The organism is Microbulbifer sp. HZ11, from assembly GCF_000708675.1.
Taxonomy (GTDB): Bacteria; Pseudomonadota; Gammaproteobacteria; order Pseudomonadales; family Cellvibrionaceae; genus Microbulbifer.
In genome coordinates this window covers 1,008,524-1,023,712 of sequence record NZ_JELR01000002.1, presented here as the reverse complement: position 1 = coordinate 1,023,712, position 15,189 = coordinate 1,008,524, and the positions used below count along the sequence as shown (strand labels likewise).

General features: G+C 56.9%; 9 protein-coding genes and 1 tRNA gene. 6 read left to right on the top strand and 4 right to left on the bottom strand.

Translation table 11 applies throughout. From position 1 onward, the window contains the following. The first annotated feature begins 556 nt into the window (after nt 1-556). From AU11_RS12030 to AU11_RS12020, 3 genes are all read left to right on the top strand, one after another. Complete coding sequence (locus AU11_RS12030) at nt 557-2,620, top strand: bifunctional 2',3'-cyclic-nucleotide 2'-phosphodiesterase/3'-nucleotidase (protein WP_081848181.1); 2,064 nt, start codon at nt 557-559, stop codon at nt 2,618-2,620. Nucleotides 2,621-2,837: 217 nt separating this feature from the next. Beyond that, on the top strand, nt 2,838-3,332 hold the full coding sequence (gene rrtA / locus AU11_RS12025; RefSeq protein ID WP_051687218.1) for a rhombosortase: 495 nt from the start codon (nt 2,838-2,840) through the stop codon (nt 3,330-3,332). A 148-nt stretch (nt 3,333-3,480) separates the two neighbouring features. Beyond that, complete coding sequence (locus AU11_RS12020) at nt 3,481-4,434, top strand: lipid A deacylase LpxR family protein (RefSeq protein ID WP_043319600.1); 954 nt, start codon at nt 3,481-3,483, stop codon at nt 4,432-4,434. Between the two features lie 34 nt (nt 4,435-4,468). Here the strand turns inward: AU11_RS12020 and AU11_RS12015 are convergent, their stop codons facing one another. Beyond that, on the bottom strand, nt 4,469-7,672 hold the full coding sequence (locus AU11_RS12015; protein WP_051687217.1) for a DEAD/DEAH box helicase: 3,204 nt from the start codon (nt 7,670-7,672) through the stop codon (nt 4,469-4,471). A gap of 142 nt (nt 7,673-7,814) precedes the next feature. On the opposite strand from AU11_RS12015, the gene AU11_RS12010 reads away from it, so the two are divergent. The 3 genes from AU11_RS12010 to AU11_RS12000 all read left to right on the top strand — a co-directional run bounded on the left by AU11_RS12010 (nt 7,815) and on the right by AU11_RS12000 (nt 12,105). Beyond that, nucleotides 7,815-8,612, top strand: coding sequence for a DUF3298 and DUF4163 domain-containing protein (locus AU11_RS12010; RefSeq protein WP_051687216.1), 798 nt, complete (start codon nt 7,815-7,817; stop codon nt 8,610-8,612). A gap of 47 nt (nt 8,613-8,659) precedes the next feature. Beyond that, nucleotides 8,660-9,892, top strand: a complete 1,233-nt coding sequence (locus AU11_RS12005; RefSeq protein ID WP_043319599.1) for an MFS transporter — start codon at nt 8,660-8,662, stop codon at nt 9,890-9,892. 185 nt (nt 9,893-10,077) lie between these two features. Beyond that, nucleotides 10,078-12,105, top strand: coding sequence for a metallophosphoesterase (locus AU11_RS12000; protein WP_231491879.1), 2,028 nt, complete (start codon nt 10,078-10,080; stop codon nt 12,103-12,105). A gap of 48 nt (nt 12,106-12,153) precedes the next feature. Here AU11_RS12000 and AU11_RS18485 read toward each other — a convergent pair whose 3' ends face one another. The 3 genes from AU11_RS18485 to AU11_RS11985 form a co-directional block, all read right to left on the bottom strand. Continuing rightward, on the bottom strand, nt 12,154-12,504 hold the full coding sequence (locus AU11_RS18485) for a DUF2200 domain-containing protein (RefSeq protein WP_043319598.1): 351 nt from the start codon (nt 12,502-12,504) through the stop codon (nt 12,154-12,156). Nucleotides 12,505-12,914: 410 nt separating this feature from the next. Then, a tRNA-Ile gene (locus AU11_RS11990) sits at nt 12,915-12,991 on the bottom strand. A gap of 100 nt (nt 12,992-13,091) precedes the next feature. Then, nucleotides 13,092-15,008, bottom strand: coding sequence for an autotransporter outer membrane beta-barrel domain-containing protein (locus AU11_RS11985; RefSeq protein ID WP_043319597.1), 1,917 nt, complete (start codon nt 15,006-15,008; stop codon nt 13,092-13,094). Nucleotides 15,009-15,189 lie beyond the last annotated feature (181 nt).

The following is a 15,189-nucleotide window of genomic DNA, read 5'->3' as shown; positions in this document are numbered from 1 at the left end:
AAAACGCAGTAAATCCACCGTACTTAGTGCACTTTTCGCGATATTCCCAATCAGCATGGGACGCAGTGCCGGTTTTCTGTGTGAGAGCGCTCCGTTGGCGTGTCTCAAGTGTCTTTCATCTGGTCTGACCCTGGTCGGGGTCGATTTCCAGATTGGTTATGGGCGCTTTCCCCGTTCAGAGTCGTCCATAGCTATTTGCAATCAGGGTTAGAGATTTGTTTGCTTTGTGCTATACGTGGTCCTGGCGCTATTCTTCTCCCGTTCTCATTAAACAGTCCGGGAGAAATAGTATGAACGTCTTCTTAACCGCTTCCGTCGTGGAGTGCGAGTGCAATTACAGCGACAACTATTACGGTGATCAGGTATGTGTTTTGAAAAAGTCTTGACCTCCGTTGTCACCAGCGTCCTGCTCAGGGCGCTGGAAGTGCATGAACGGGAGGCTGAAGCCTGAGCCGGGAGCGTGCCCCCGGTGTCATCAAACCGTTACAAAACGTTCGCGAAAAATTCGCTTCGGATTGTCATTCTCTGGTCTACGCAACCTGCAAGAATGGCGAAAATGAACTTCTTAAATCCCTTCATAAAGAAATACACCTTTCGGCGCACTTTTTGTGGCGGTCTGATAGCGCTGCTGGCCGGCTGCAGTGATAACCACAGCGGTGCCACCTCGCCATTTTCCGAGGTGGACGGTGAAACAGTGCAGGTGGATCTGCGCCTGATGGAAACCACCGATATCCATGCCCATGTGATGGGGTACAACTACTACCGCGACGCCGAGGATCCCAAGGTGGGGTTGGTGCGCACGGCCAGCCTGATCCGCCGCGCCCGCGCAGAACTGGAATATCCACAGAACAGCGCGTTGGTGGACAACGGCGACCTGATTCAGGGCAGCCCCATGGGCGACTGGCGTCAGTCGGATGGCATCACCGAAGGCGAGGTGCACCCGGTTTTTAAAGTCATGAATGCCCTGCAGTACGACGTGGCCAATTACGGCAACCACGAGTTCAACTACGGATTGGAATTTCTCGCGGAAAGCGTCAACGATGCAAACTTCCCCTATATCAGCGCCAATATCTTTGTTGACGATGGAGATACGGACGACGGAAATGATCGCCTGTATTTCGAGCCCTACCGGCTGATCGAGAAAACCCTGCGGGACCGCAATGGCAAAGCGCGCCAGATCACCATCGGCTTTATTGGTTTTGTTCCGCCGCAGATTATGCAGTGGGATAAAAGCAAGCTGGAAGGGCGGGTGAAGACTCGGGATATCCGCGCCATGGCTGAACGCTTCGTGCCGGAAATGCGCGCGCAGGGTGCTGACATCGTGGTGGCTATTCCCCACTCCGGCATCAGCACCCGAGTGTATGACGCGCGCAATCTCGAGGCGAACAGCAGCTGGCACCTGGCGGAGGTGCCGGGGATTGATGCCATCCTGTTTGGCCACAGCCATCTGCTGTTCCCCTCGCAGCAGTTTGCCGGGGTACCCGGGGTTGATATTGAAGCGGGTACCATCAAAGGCGTGCCGGCAGTCATGCCCGGTTACTGGGGGAGTCACCTGGGGGTGGTTGATCTGGTGCTGGATTACGATATTGCTGCGGATACCTGGATGGTAGCGGGAAGTGCTGTATCCACACCCGCAATCTTTGTCGAAGGCGCGCCAGCGGTTGAGCCCGACGGAGATCTGCAGACATTGGTGTCACAGGATCACCGCGCCACCATCGACTACATGAACCAACCCATTGGTGAATCCACCGACGATATTTTCAGTTTTCTGGCCCTGGTCAAGGACGACCCGACAATTCAGATCGTGAATGACGCACAGCGCTGGTATGTGGAACAGCTGATTCGTGGCGACGTGAACCTGCAGCACCTGCCGGTGCTCTCCGCTGCAGCGCCATTCAAGGTGTGTGACCGCGATGGTATCTGTGCGGAGGAGGGCAGCTTTACGGTGGTGCCGAAAGGAACGGTAAAAGTAAAGAATGCCGCCGACCTCTACGTGTATCCAAATACGCTGGTGGCGGTCAAAGTATCGGGGGCGGAGCTTACGCAGTGGCTGGAGTGTGCGGCATCGCAATTCAATCAGATCGACACCGCTTCCAGCACGCGGCAGGAGCTGGTGAATTTTGCCGGGTTCCCCAGCTTCAACTTCGATGTCATTGACGGGGTAAGCTACCAGATCGACGTGACGCAGCCGGCGCGTTACAGCCGCAGCTGTGTTCAGGTGAGTGATGGTGAGCGCATCGTCAACCTGCAATACCAGGGACGGGATGTATCGGCTGACGATCAATTTCTGGTTGCCACCAATAATTATCGCGCGGGCGGTGGCATGTTTGCCGGTACCGGGGAGGAGCATATTGTGATCGAGTCTCCGGATACCAACCGCCAGGTGCTGGCCAACTATATCCGCGCGAACAGTCCGGTTACCCCGGCCGCGGATGGCAACTGGTCCTTCGTACCGGTAGCGGACAACGGGAATCTTGAGGTCGTCTTCCGCGCTCCGGATACCGAGCGCGTAGCGCAATTCATCGCGGCACAGTTGCCGAAGGCGCGACTGCTGGAAGTAAACCCGCGCGGGGAGGCGGTGTATCGGATGGATCTCAGCGTTGCTTCCGGGGAGGAGTAAACGGTCTCATTTGCCGGTCGCTGAGGGAATTGCCAAGTAATGGCTTTTCACCCATAGTGCGCCCAGACCTGTTACACCACGCAGGTAACGTCTGCGCACAAGGGAGAGACCTGAGATAGACCGAGCAACCCTGGCCGGCAGTATCGGCGGCCCTGTACTGATACTGATACTCTGCGCTCTGCTGCAGTATCTGCAGTCCCTGCATCCCGACTGGTTTATGTATGACCGCGCCCTGCTGGCTTCCGGCCAGTGGTGGCGTCTGCTGTCCGGGCATCTGGTGCATACGAACCTCGCGCACCTGATGCTCAATGGCGCCGCCGTGGTAGCGCTGTGGTTTGTGTTTGGGCAGAGCGCTTTGCTTGGGCGGCGCCCGGTCGCCGCGTACCTGGGTTTGACGGCACTGTTGGCCGTATTGATCAGCCTTGGGCTGTGGACTTGCTATCCGGGCGTGGAAATCTATTACGGTCTTTCCGGGGTTCTGCACGGACTCTTCTGTTTTGGCGCGCTGAGTGATCTGTATCAGCGCCGCTGGTCCGGGGCACTGCTACTGATCGGTTGCTGGGCGAAAGTGGCGTGGGAATTGACCGCGGGTCCCAGTGCTGCCACCGGGGAGATAATTGGTGCAGAAGTAGCGGTATCCAGCCATTTATTGGGAACCGTTTTCGGTTCATTGAGTGGTGCCATTGTCTGGCTTTGGAAAGCGCGCCAGTGAGGTGATCGCAGTCACCTGACCGGTTTATTGACCGGCGCATCTGTCTACCCGAGTTTCTGGAGCTTCGGCACCGCTTTCCTAAAATCCATGCGTGAAAAAGAAAACGCGAAACGGATTTTCGCTGCAGTGGCAGTCAGGTATCCAATGGATGGGTGCTGCTTTACTCGCCGCCGGTAGCACCACAGCCACTGCGGGCACTATTGCTCTGCAGCTGGAAAATGATTCTTTCGGACGCGTCAACGACGCCGACTATACCCAGGGACTCAGGCTTTCCTATACCGCCGATAACCCTCCCGGCTGGATGCAATCTCTGCTGCCCGGCCGCTATCAAAACCGCGAATTAAACGCGCAGTTTTTTATCGGCCAGGCGATTTTTACTCCCTTTGAGATTTTTGAAACCGAGCTACTGGAATACGATCGCCCTTACGCGGGTTGGTTGTATCTCGGTGGTGCCCTGCAAGCGGTGGACCTGATTCCCGGTGGTGCGTTAAACACCGCTGATCGCTTGGATTTTTCACTGGGTATTGTGGGGCCGTCGTCTGGAGCGGAGCAGGCACAGCGCTCTACCCATCAATTGCTTCGCACCTATGATATTCACGGCTGGAGCAACCAGCTGCACGACGAAGCCACACTGCAGTTGAGCTATGCGCGCAAATGGGCGCACGTTGAAACGGTGGCTGAGAATGGCCTGCAGTTTGAAATTTCGGGTACCCTCGGCGGTCATCTGGGCAACGTGAATACCTCCCTGATTTCCGCAGCTGGGGTGCGCCTGGGACGGGACCTCTATTCCAGTTTCGGAGTAAGTGCATTTGCCCCCTACATCAGCGGCCCGGAAAACAGCCTGCGTTCAGGCGGTGGCTGGTATCTGTATTCCGATGTGCAGTTGCGGCTGGTGCATCAGGATATATTTCTCGACGGCAATACATTCAAAGACAGCCACAGCGTAGAAAAAGAACCCCACGTGGTGGAGTGGCAGGCCGGATGGGTGCTGCCCATCGGCCGCTACCGCTGGAGCGCCTACTATGCGCGGCGCTCGCAGGAATTTATCGATCAGTATGCACAGGTCGACTTTTTTGGTATTGGCTTGAGTGCTTCTTTCTAGCATGCCTTTCCAGCACACCTTTCTAACACGCTTTCTATTGGTCTCCGGATAGCAGTGACAGCAGCGCCTCTTTGCTTGTCGGCAGGGCACTGCTGCCCGCGGCATCAAACAACGCATCCGCCAGTGCCTGCTTCTGTTGCTGCATCTGGTGAATGCGCTCCTCCACGGTATTTTCCGCCACCAGCTTGTACACAAATACCGGCTTCTCCTGACCGATGCGATGGGCGCGGTCGGTGGCCTGGTTTTCCACAGCGGGGTTCCACCAGGGGTCTACGTGGATCACCACATCGGCGGCGGTGAGGTTGAGGCCGGCACCGCCGGCCTTGAGGCTGATCAGAAATACCCGCACCTCGCCGTTCTGGAAACGGTCGATGGCCTGCTGACGCTTCCGGGTCTGGCCGGTGAGTTTGGTGTAATCAATCTTCTGTGTATTCAGCTGCTCTTCGATCAGCTTCAGTACCTGGGTGAACTGCGAGAAGATCAGGATGCTGCGGCCTTCTTCGAGTAATTGCGGCAGGTTTTCCTCTAGCCAGTTGAGCTTGGCACTTTCCTGGATGCCGGCGGCTTTCTCCAGTTTTACCAGGCGCGGGTCGATACAGGTCTGGCGCAGCTTCAGCAGGGCGTCGAGAAACTCGATATGGCTTTTGCCCATGCCTTGGCGCTCCACCAGGTCGCGAATGCGTTTCTCCATGCTGATACGCACGCTTTCGTAGAGTGCACGTTGTTTACTGCCCAGTTCTACATACTGGATGGATTCGGTTTTAGGCGGCAGCTCGGAAACCACTTCCGCTTTTGTCCTTCGCAGCATAAACGGGCGCACCTTGCGGGCCAGCTCCTGCTGCCGATCGTGATTGCCATGGGACTCGATAGGTGTACGATACGTTTGCTGAAAAGTTTTGCTTCCGCCCAGTAACCCCGGCAGGGCGAAGTCCATCAGTGACCACAACTCCCCCAGATGATTTTCCAGCGGTGTGCCAGACAGGCACAGCCGAGTCTCACTATTGATCAGGCGCACGCACTCGGCAATTTTGGTGGTGGGGTTCTTGATGGCCTGGGCCTCGTCCAGGGTGAGCAGACTGAATTTCCGGTTGCGATAGCGCGTCTGGTCTCTTGCCAGCAGAGGATAGGTGGTGATGACCAGGTCGCTGTGTTTGATCTGGTCAAATGCGCTATCCCGGTCTGGGCCGTGAATCAGAGTGGCTTTTAAGTGGGGTGTGAATTGCGCTGCTTCGTGCATCCAGTTGCCGGTAAGGCTGGTGGGCGCTACAACCAGAGCAGGCTTGTCCAGTGCGCCGGTCTCTTTCATATGCTGGATAAGCGCCAGGGTTTGCAGGGTTTTACCCAGGCCCATATCGTCTGCCAGAATACCACCAAAGCGATAGCGTTGAAGAAACCCCAGCCAGTTGAGGCCATCCTGTTGATAGGGCCGCAGGGTGGCATTGAGCTGTTTCGGTATGGGAACCGCTTGCAGACCAGAGAAATCCTGTAGGTCTTCCATCAGCTTCTGAGTGACGGGAGCGTGGCGGTGATTGAGGTCTTCGATATCTGAAAACTGTGCCGCCTGGAATGCCGGAAGACGTACGGGCTTGCCGAGTTTTTTCTCTTTTAACAGGTCCAGCAGCAGGCCGCGAATGCTCTGCAGTGGCGTGGTATCCACACTGATCCAGTCACCATCGGCAATAATACTGAGTTGCTCCGGCGCATCCTGTTCCAGCCACTGCTCAATTAGATCAACAATCGGCCACTGCTGTCCGTTGGGCAGTGTCAGATCCAGACCGAGCTCAAACCAGTTATTGGCCGTATCGGTTAGCTCTACAGATATTTCCGCGCGAGAAATATCAAATCGATAACTGGGGTCGGTGTCGATTACCCAACCCTGGGCCTGCCATTCAGGAATCTGATCGCGCAGCAGTGCACTCCAGTGCTCGAATATCTTTTCTGGCTTGGTGGCATCGAGTACCCAGACTTCTTCCTGCCCACCGAGTTGCTCGGGGATCAAATACAGTCCTTGATCATAGATCTGATCGCAACACTGATGTTCGTGTTCGCTGTCGCGGACGATATGGAAATAGTTTCCATCCTGCTCCCGGGTCATTTCCGGACCCTGATAGTCAATACTGTAGGGAGCGGCGAGAGCAAAGCCACCGTAGTCGAAGTGCAGTTTAAGCGCAGGAAGTTTGTAGTGATCAAAGTCACAGCCCACCAGTGTAATGTGCGGAGTAAAACTGTCGATACGGGTGAGCTTTGGCTCGACGGGAAGTGGAAGCTGTGGCTGTGGGATTCGCTGGCGGAGCTCCACAGACATCAGGCCAACGTCATCGGCGGAGACGGCCGGCATGTTTAGTAAGTGAATCAGCTGGCCGGTGGGCAATGGTGAGGCAATGTCCCCAAGTGCCGCATTTTCCGTGTCGAGATAGCAGGGGGGGCTGACCGGCAACAGTTGCCAGTTATTTGCGTCATCTGCACCGTCGAGTTGCGCCTGCAGCTGTTGGCGGCCATCGTCATTTTCGCGCCAGTGCCAGCGGAGTTCCCGTGCGGGGGCGCGGCGGATCAGTTCATCTTCAAAATAAAATCGGTTGCTGTCGAGCAGGTAGCTAAGCGCGCGTCGTCCCTCCTCACCCACTAATCCCAAGCGGCCACTGGCGTTGATGCGCGGCAACAGCTGCAGGATGGTGACATCTTCGTCCAGCAGATGGCTGGGGCGATTCCAGCCGAGGCGGGTACTCTCCTGATTAAAGGGCCGCAGTTGACTCCAGCTGCCATCTTTCTTCAGGTAGCCCTTCTTCGTGGAAAGCTGTAGTTGTCCCTGGGTATTTAACTCAAGTACGTAAAGCAAATAATGTTGCCCATGAAGTAGGGGCAGGACTTCGCTTCGCGGTGCCGGGGGTAACTGTTCAAGCCACTGTTGCCAGGCTGGAAGGGATGGCTGTTCGGGAATTTCGGGGGGCGCGGAAGCCGGAGCCGCGTCGTCTTCCAGTAACGCCAATGCCGTGGCGACCGCGTGTTTGCAGTTCAGGCCCACAGGACAGGAGCAGAGGCCCACAAGGCGACCGCGGTCAACATCCAACTCCACCCGGTAAACAAAGCGGGCCGATCCCTTGACCCGCCCATGAAACGTCTCGGTTTCCGGGTCGTAATAGGCCTCAAGTACCCGCCCACGTGCGAAGTAGTCTTCGCCGCGGGCAAAGCTGCCTCCGTCGGCCATTTGCTGGATGTTCTTGTGGGTAAAAGTGATCAAGCCAAAGCTCCGGAGTTGCTGTGTTTTGACTGGTCGCGCCAACCTAACCGCACACCTTAACATGATAAAGTCGCTTGCGAGAGAGGGCGTGGCTACTTATGCTCATTGCAGGCTTCCCTCATCACACCAGCACGGAGAATGTATGTTGTATGAATGTCTGCCGCTGAAAGCGCGCGCTCGCGGGACGTTGATTATGGCGCTTACCCTGGCACTCATCCTGGGTGGCTGCGAGCAGGGGAAAGAGCGGGACAAGTCTCGTGCGCCAGCCACACTGGCGTCCCAGGTGGAATCGCTGGAAATGTTTGAGCCCAATTGTGCGTCGCCAGATAAATGCGCGTCTGTGGCAATTCAGAGGGAAGTGTTTTCGGATCAGGCATCACTGAACGATGCGGTCTACCGTCAGCTGCTTACCCAGCTGCAGGGCTTTGGTGAATCGTCCGAGGCGCCGCTGGATTCCCTGGAAAAGGTGGCGCAAAAATTCCTCGACGATGCCGCCGCCGTCACCATTCCATCCGCAGCCCAATGGCAGCTGACCGGCAATGCGAAGAAACTTTCGCGTCGCGACGATGTGGTGACCATTGAGATTGACAGTTACCTCTATACCGGCGGCGCCCACGGCATGCCCGTCAGTCGCTGGCTGAACTGGGATCTCGCAAACGAGTCGCAACTGGCGCTGAATGATGTGCTGGTGCCTGGCCAGGAAGACGCTTTCTGGAAGTTGGCGGAAGCCGCACATGATGAATGGCTGAAATCACAGCAGGTAAATGAAGACTTCCGGCAGAATTGGCCATTTAGTCGTACGGAGGATTTTCGTCTGACCAACGATGGCCTGGTTTTGCGCTACGGAGTGTATACGCTGGCACCCTATTCCATGGGTGAGATTGAACTGACCATACCCCCGGCGAAATTGAAAGCGGTTTTGCGTGAGCGCTTCCAGTAACTACCGGTGATCGGCCCCATCCTTCGAGAGACTTATATTGAGAGCCCATGATGCAAACCGCGAGTTCGGCAACTGATGAAGCGGCTCCGCTCGCGAGCGCGCGGGTTCAACGCAGTAATACCTGGCGACTGGCCATTGCTCAGGCCCTCGCCGGAGCCAATTCGATTGTGCCCTACGCTGTCGGCGGAATTGTTGGCTACACCCTGGCGCCAGCTCCCATTCTTGCCACTCTACCGCTGACGCTGTTTGTTATCGGCATGACGCTGTGCACCCTGCCGGCCGGCGCAATTGCCGGGCGTTATGGGCGCCGCGCGGCATTTCTCACGGGCTCCGGTGCCGGGGTACTGGCTGGCCTGGTGGCGGTGGTTGCCGTTATGGCCGGTGGGGTCACTGGATTCTGGTTGTACTGCCTTTCCACTCTGCTGGGTGGTGCCTATGCCGCGGTGGTGCTCTCATTCCGGTTTGCCGCCGCTGACGGTGTGGCACCCGCGCGCAAGGCGCAGGCGCTTTCGCTGGTGATGGCCGGCGGCGTGGCTGCGGGGGTGGTTGGACCGCAGCTGGTCAACTGGACCATGCATCTGGTTCCTGAACCAATGTATATCGCTACTTTTTACGCGCAGGCCGGTGTCGCAGCCCTGTGCGCGATCATTCTTCTCGGTGTGCAACTGCCGCGACCAGATGACCGGGTGCGCCATGGTGGGCGACCGCTGTGGATTATTCTGAAGCAGCCGAAATTTATCGCGGCAATCGCCTGTGGTGCCATCTCTTACACCCTGATGAACTTCCTGATGACCGCGGCGCCTCTTGCGATGCATATGCATGGACACTCTACCGAATCGTCAAATCTTGGCCTGCAGTGGCATGTTATCGCTATGTTCGCGCCGAGCTTTTTTACCGGCAAAGTGATCGCGCGCTTTGGGGCCGAGCGGGTGATGCTGGTCGGGTTGGTGCTGATTGGAATTTCCGCGGCGGTGGGACTTGGCGGAATGAATGTATCCCATTTCTGGTGGACACTGATCTTGCTCGGACTTGGCTGGAATTTCGGTTTTCTGGGTGCCTCGGCACTGGTGCTGCAATGCCATACCGATGCGGAGAAAACACGTGTCCAGTCGGTGAATGATTTTATTGTATTCAGTCTGATGGCTCTGGGCTCATTCGCCTCGGGAGGAATCCTCAGTACCTATGGCTGGGATACCGTTCTGTGGACCTCCTTTCCTCCACTCGCGATTACCCTGATCGCGCTTGTGACACTCATGCAACGGGAGCGACCGGTAAATTAGTTTTATCTGCCGGGCATTAACATGATTTTTCGCTTCAATCTGTATGAAGTTGTCCAGATTGTTATTAAAAAAATTCATCTAACGGAAGCCAAACCTTCACCTTAATCGGATTCAATACGGCGCGATCTACTCGGAAGCCTGCGCTTCCCGAGATGCTAATAATTTGAAACAAAGTGGGGGTTAACGTGTTGAAATCAAAAATTGCCCTGCCGGCAATGGTGCTGGTGGTGCTCTTTACCAATCTGCTGTCCGGTTGCGACTCGGACAGTGGCAATTCTACCGCGCCGATTATTCCTGAAGAGGTCAATGAGCAACCGGAGAATGAGGCCGAGCCCGATGACGAGGAATCGGCAGAACAAGAGACTACGCCGGCACCGGTATTCCGCATAGGTCTATTGCCGGACACTCAGGGTGGAACCGATAGTGAAGGTCAGGCGCATGTGTCGATGCACCCGATGAGTGAAGTTTTGAAGCACCAGAAAGCGAATGGTGTGGATATGGTGCTCGCGCTCGGTGATCTCACAGACCACGGTTCTGAAATCGAATTTGCAGAGTGGCGCTCCATCGCCGACGAATATGCGGAGCAGGGCGTCGAGTTCCTGCCGGTAATGGGAAATCACGAAACCAGCTATGCCTATACCGTCGAATGGATCGAGAACATGCGCGATTTCATTCCGGCCGATGCGGTGCATATGCCCGGGTACGAATGGGTTAACTATTATGTAGTACGTGAGAATGTACTGGTCATTGGTCTCGCCTATTACAACCTGCCGATCGCGTTTGAGTGGATCAAACAGGTGGTCTATACGCAGCGGGAAAATGTAGATCACATTGTCGTTGCCAGCCACGATGGCCTGATTGGTGCCAAGTATGGGCAAACCCGCGAGCAGATTGTCGAGGGCACCAAAGACGATAACTGGGTCTATCAGGTGCAGCCTCAGATCCGCGAGTTTTTTGCCGATCACGATGTGATTTATGTGCAGGGGCACGAGCACCAATACCAGCGCTCGCTGATTTCTGCCAAGACTGCACTCAACACCCTGCCGTCCAGCTCGACCCCTGCCAGCGGTAATTACCGTATGGACGTATATACGCAGATCATGGCTGGTAACGCGTCGTACAAAGGCTATGAATTCCGCTATGGTGAGCGCGATCTGGTACAGATGATCGTGTCCCAGAAAAACGCGACCTATTCCAGTGGTTCCGAGGCTTACGATGTAAACTCTTCCATCCTCACTTTCCAGGGGCCGCGGGTAGATTACGTATCTTACTATGCGCCACATACTGCCAAGAGTAATGACGCGTCTTACGCCTTTGACGCAGACTGGAAACTGGGGGATCGGTTCTCTCGCAGCACCGATCGCTGTGAGACCGTCATCTATCCGGACGCGATTCCCGAGGGGACGCGATCTGCAATGGTGCTCCAGCCGGAGTACCGCACCAATGAGTGTCTGGCGCCGCAGGGTGGTTATGCGAAGTTGATGGGTGGCCGCAATCAGACCTTCAACCGCACCGACACCCGCACCCGGGATATGGGTTTTACGCCGGGACTGTCGCGTGCGGAATCTCTCAACGATCTGATGCGCCTTGCCTATCAGTGGCTGTACCAGTATCACGAAAACTGGACCCCCAATCTGAATAGCCCGCTGCGCGCCGCGCCGGACTACGAAAATGACGAGCTGATCATTGCGGAAACCACCATCGACCTGAAAGAACATGTCACTCTGAGCTGGCTGGTCGCCACGGACGAAACGGTTTCGGACATCCTGATCGTCAGCGGCACGCAGAATCAGACCGGGATCTACCAGGACGATTACGGGGTATTGAAAGATATCGAAGTGGACAGCGGACTGCCCATGAGCCGCCCGGATGGTGGTGAGAAGCCTCCGGTGGTACTGCCGGAAACCGCCAGCAAGTCCTGGGATCTCGGCACTGCCGTATCTGACCGCTATGTGCTGGCTTTCACCGGCCCGGAAACTGCCGATGAAAGCCTGATCCTGTCCATGCGCACTGGCACCGAATGGTTGCCCCTGGCCGAGCCCATGTGTGTAGTGGAGGCTTCCTGGCAGGACAGCTTCCTCGACAGCGCACCGGAGCGTGTCGCGGGTTGTGAAGAGCAGCCCCTGGTGGGCATCGACCCGGCGGCGCCGAACCAGTGGTGGGCCGTGCTGCAGCAGGATGCGGAACTGGCTCTGGTTGCACGCCCGCTGTAAACCGCTTGCTGTAGCAGTAAGCGGGTAACCTGAAAATCCTGTGCCGGCCTAGCGACGCAGGATTTTTTCCATCGCCTTGCCTTTGGCGAGCTCATCAATCAGCTTGTCCAGGTAGCGGATTTTCCGCATCAGTGGATCCTCTACCTCCTCCACACGAACGCCGCATACCACGCCCTTGATTAGCGCAATATTCGGATGCATTGCCGGCGCCTCGGCGAAGAAGGTTTTGAAATCATTTTCCTGATCGACCTGTTGCTGCAGACCAGCGGTGTCGTAACCGGTCAGCCAGCAGATAATCTCATCCACCTCCGCCTTGGTGCGCCCCTTGCGTTCGGCTTTCTGGACGTACATGGGGTAGACCTTGGCGAAGGGCATGGAAAAGATTTTATGCTCGGTCATTGGGCTGGCCCCGCTGTGTCTTTGAATACTTTCGAGAGATAGTAATCTCAATTTGCGTGAGCGAGATAGATGGTAAGCGCAGGATAGAAGGGGGAAAGTAAGAAAAATGGTGGGCCTTCCGGGACTTGAACCCAGGACCTGCCCGGTTTTCGGGTAGAGAGATGAGTCGGCATCTGACGGGTTCGAAGTAATGGACTTTGGGGGAAGATGGTGGGCCTTCCGGGACTTGAACCCAGGACCTGCCCGGTTTTCGGGGAGAGAGATGAGTCGGCATCCGACGGGTTCGAAGTGATGGGCTTTGGGGGAAGATGGTGGGCCTGCCGGGACTTGAACCCAGGACCTGCCCGGTTTTCGGGGAGAGAGATGAGTCGGCATCCGACGGGTTCGAAGTGATGGGCTTTGGGGGAAGATGGTGGGCCTTCCGGGACTTGAACCCAGGACCTGCCGATTATGAGTCGGATGCTCTAACCAACTGAGCTAAAGGCCCCCACAGACGCTCGCAGGGTCCTGCGAGCGGGATGGCAAAGTACTCGATTTTTTCCGTGAAATCAACGCTCTGTCGCGCCTGTAGCGGCGTGCCGCCTGCCTTACCAGGCCCAGTTGAAGCCCAGGTTGGCATTGGCGCCGGACCAGTCCAGGTTGTCCAGGGAGCGCTGGTAGCCAATGTTCAGGAAGGCGCTGCCATACTGGCTTTCCAGTAGCACAATGCCCCCACCGAGCTCTCCCCAGGTGGCCTGGCGATCCAGGTTGGTTTGCACGTTTAGATCAAACAGCAGCTCGTCATTACCGCCAAGTGTGTGCCAGAGGTTGCCGAACAGGTAAAAACGCAGATTGCCGTCCAGCCAGCGACTGTCCAGATTGTAGCCGCGGATACCGGCGCGGAAGTTCGCTTCCGGGGTCATATCCGGCTCCACTCTGGAGACGCCATCCTGATATGCGCTCAGGTTGCTGTAGTTCACTACGGCCTGTAGTTGCGGCTCAATATTGAAGGCCTCGGTGGCTTGCCAGGTAAACCCCTTTTCGATCGACAGGGTCACCTGGGGGCCGGTAATGGTGTCGCCGATACCCCGTGAGGATTCACTCTCAAGCTTCAGATAGGCGACCTTGGCAGTGAAATCAAAGTAGCCCATGTCCGGGCGGTAGTCATTGAAGTAATAGCCGATGTGGTGACTGGTCAGCTGGTTGTGGCCAGCGCTGTAATCGATAAATCCGCGAGCAAAACCGGTGACATCGCCACTCGCCCGTGTTGACCCTACAAACAGGCCCATTTCCCGCGCGCCGCCGGTGCAGGTGGGCGCGGACCAGAGGTTGGTTCCCAACTGAAAACCACTGATGTCGCCGTCGAAGCGGTTGTCGATGTCGCCGTGCCAGTCGTAGTCGGCGCGCATATGGTGCACGCGAATCCAGTCTTCGTTTATCCCGTCAAACCAGCTGCGCTGCTCGCCGCGCCTTTTGTGGTAGCTGCCGATTTCCTGCAGGGATGTCAGGCGTGCCAGAGATTTCGCCTGGGCGTAGAGGGGGATTTCCGGGCGGTAGATGCGAACCGGGGTATTGCCTGATTGGGCCGCCAGGGTGTTGATGGCACTGATCTCGGCGGGGGCGGCCGGGCTCTCGCTGCCGGTGGAAATACTGTCGGTGCCGGTAAAGGCCAGAACGTCGTAGGGCTCTTCGATCCCCTGAGATGGGGAGGGGGCATCACCGGGGAGTATGGTGGAGCGCAGGTACCAGTTGTCTGCGTCTTCCGGGGAGGTGGCGCCGCGGAACAGGAAGTATTCATAGGGGCCGGCGGATACCGAGCCGTTCATGGAAAATGCGTTATGGCTGGTGGTGGCGCCGTTCAGGGCTTCTACCACAAGGATACCGTCCTGGGTTTCCGCGCCGTGGCCGGCGAGACGATTGAATATCAGCCGGGTTTGGCCACCGGCATGGCCGCCATGCAGTACCAGTCTGTCGGCGAGGCTGTCATCGCCCTCCGCCACCATATCCATGTAAATGGTACCGCTACCCCAATAGTCTCCATGGATCGTCAATCGATTGGCGGTGCTGCCGCGCATGTCGATAACCCCCCGATTGGTAAGGGTTAACGGCTGTCCATTGTATGGTGTGAGTGCGCTACTGAAGTAGGGGAGTAACAGGGCGCTGGTGCTATCGAGATGCAGGTGGCCCGGGTGCCCGCCGGCGTCTCCGAGTACCAGTGGGGTATCCAGTGTCAGTTGCGCGCGGTTCCGCAGCCGTATTGACTCCCAGTGTTGCAGGCGCGAGGGATTGTCGAGGGAAATGTTGTGTAGGGTCAGGGTGTCGACCCCCGGCCCGCCGTCGATCAGTGCGCTACCGTGGCGACTGGCACTGTGCCTGTTGGTCAGGGTATACGTGTCGTTGTCGCTACCCAGCAGTACCTGGCTGTGGAGGCCGGGCGAGAATAGCGCGCTGGTGAGCGCCAGTGGGGTCATCAATGAGGGTTTGGCGCCGGCGAAAATGCCGCGAGCCAGTCGCAGAGTCGACATGCTTCCGTCCCTGAATCTTATGGCTGAGCGCAGATCCGTTGCACTCTTTTGGGGAAGTATCTAGTGGTACGTCGGTACCAATAGTTTAGGTCGGAGAAGGGCTGTCTGTCGGGGCTTGCGGCTATTGGTCGCGAATATTGACGGGCAAACCAGCGTCGTCACCCGCCTGTAACCAAGGCTG

Coding starts and splice junctions, on each gene's coding strand:
- AU11_RS12030 (WP_081848181.1), top strand. CDS start 557: ATGAACTTCTTAAATCCCTTCATAAAGAAATACACCTTTCGGCGCACT.
- AU11_RS18485 (WP_043319598.1), bottom strand. CDS start 12,504: ATGACCGAGCATAAAATCTTTTCCATGCCCTTCGCCAAGGTCTACCCC.
- rrtA (WP_051687218.1), top strand. CDS start 2,838: ATGTATGACCGCGCCCTGCTGGCTTCCGGCCAGTGGTGGCGTCTGCTG.
- AU11_RS12010 (WP_051687216.1), top strand. CDS start 7,815: ATGTTGTATGAATGTCTGCCGCTGAAAGCGCGCGCTCGCGGGACGTTG.
- AU11_RS12020 (WP_043319600.1), top strand. CDS start 3,481: ATGGGTGCTGCTTTACTCGCCGCCGGTAGCACCACAGCCACTGCGGGC.
- AU11_RS11985 (WP_043319597.1), bottom strand. CDS start 15,008: ATGTCGACTCTGCGACTGGCTCGCGGCATTTTCGCCGGCGCCAAACCC.
- AU11_RS12005 (WP_043319599.1), top strand. CDS start 8,660: ATGATGCAAACCGCGAGTTCGGCAACTGATGAAGCGGCTCCGCTCGCG.